The 1,385-nt window shown below is 56.8% G+C and carries 2 rRNA genes (1 of these 2 running past the window's edge); both read right to left on the bottom strand.

The features are described from left to right. Positions 1–3 precede the first annotated feature (3 nt). Positions 4–120: ribosomal RNA gene (gene rrf, locus ACZ5Y0_RS36770) — 5S ribosomal RNA — on the bottom strand. 91 nt (positions 121–211) lie between these two features. Further along, positions 212–1,385 (bottom strand): 23S ribosomal RNA (locus ACZ5Y0_RS36765) (it continues 2,028 nt past the right edge of the window).

Raw genomic sequence — 1,385 nt, 5'->3', positions numbered from 1 at the left:
ATTGTTCGGCGGCGTCCTACTCTCCCACAGGGTCCCCCCTGCAGTACCATCGGCGCTGTAAGGCTTAGCTTCCGGGTTCGGAATGTAACCGGGCGTTTCCCTCACGCTATAACCACCGAAACACTATGAAACTGTGAACTGCCGCACCACGCTCTGTGGGAACGTGGGGCTGTTCGTGGTTTCAGAACCAACACAGTGGACGCGAGCAACTGAGGACAAGCCCTCGGCCTATTAGTACCAGTCAGCTTCACCCATTACTGGGCTTCCACATCTGGCCTATCAACCCAGTCGTCTACTGGGAGCCTTACCCCATCAAGTGGGTGGGAGTCCTCATCTCGAAGCAGGCTTCCCGCTTAGATGCTTTCAGCGGTTATCCCTCCCGAACGTAGCCAACCAGCCATGCCCTTGGCAGGACAACTGGCACACCAGAGGTTCGTCCGTCCCGGTCCTCTCGTACTAGGGACAGCCCTTCTCAAGACTCCTGCGCGCGCAGCGGATAGGGACCGAACTGTCTCACGACGTTCTAAACCCAGCTCGCGTACCGCTTTAATGGGCGAACAGCCCAACCCTTGGGACCGACTCCAGCCCCAGGATGCGACGAGCCGACATCGAGGTGCCAAACCATCCCGTCGATATGGACTCTTGGGGAAGATCAGCCTGTTATCCCCGGGGTACCTTTTATCCGTTGAGCGACGGCGCTTCCACAAGCCACCGCCGGATCACTAGTCCCGACTTTCGTCCCTGCTCGACCCGTCGGTCTCACAGTCAAGCTCCCTTGTGCACTTACACTCAACACCTGATTGCCAACCAGGCTGAGGGAACCTTTGGGCGCCTCCGTTACTCTTTAGGAGGCAACCGCCCCAGTTAAACTACCCATCAGACACTGTCCCTGATCCGGATCACGGACCCAGGTTAGACATCCAGCACGACCAGAGTGGTATTTCAACGGCGACTCCACCTGAACTGGCGTCCAAGCTTCACAGTCTCCCACCTATCCTACACAAGCCGAACCGAACACCAATATCAAACTGTAGTAAAGGTCCCGGGGTCTTTCCGTCCTGCTGCGCGAAACGAGCATCTTTACTCGTAGTGCAATTTCACCGGGCCTATGGTTGAGACAGTCGAGAAGTCGTTACGCCATTCGTGCAGGTCGGAACTTACCCGACAAGGAATTTCGCTACCTTAGGATGGTTATAGTTACCACCGCCGTTTACTGGCGCTTAAGTTCTCAGCTTCGCACGCCCGAAAGCGCACTAACCGGTCCCCTTAACGTTCCAGCACCGGGCAGGCGTCAGTCCGTATACATCGCCTTACGGCTTCGCACGGACCTGTGTTTTTAGTAAACAGTCGCTTCTCGCTGGTCTCTGCGGCCACCCCCAGCTCGA

This window comes from Streptomyces sp. NPDC033216 (genome assembly GCF_055577115.1).
This window is presented reverse-complemented; position numbering and strand designations above follow the sequence as displayed.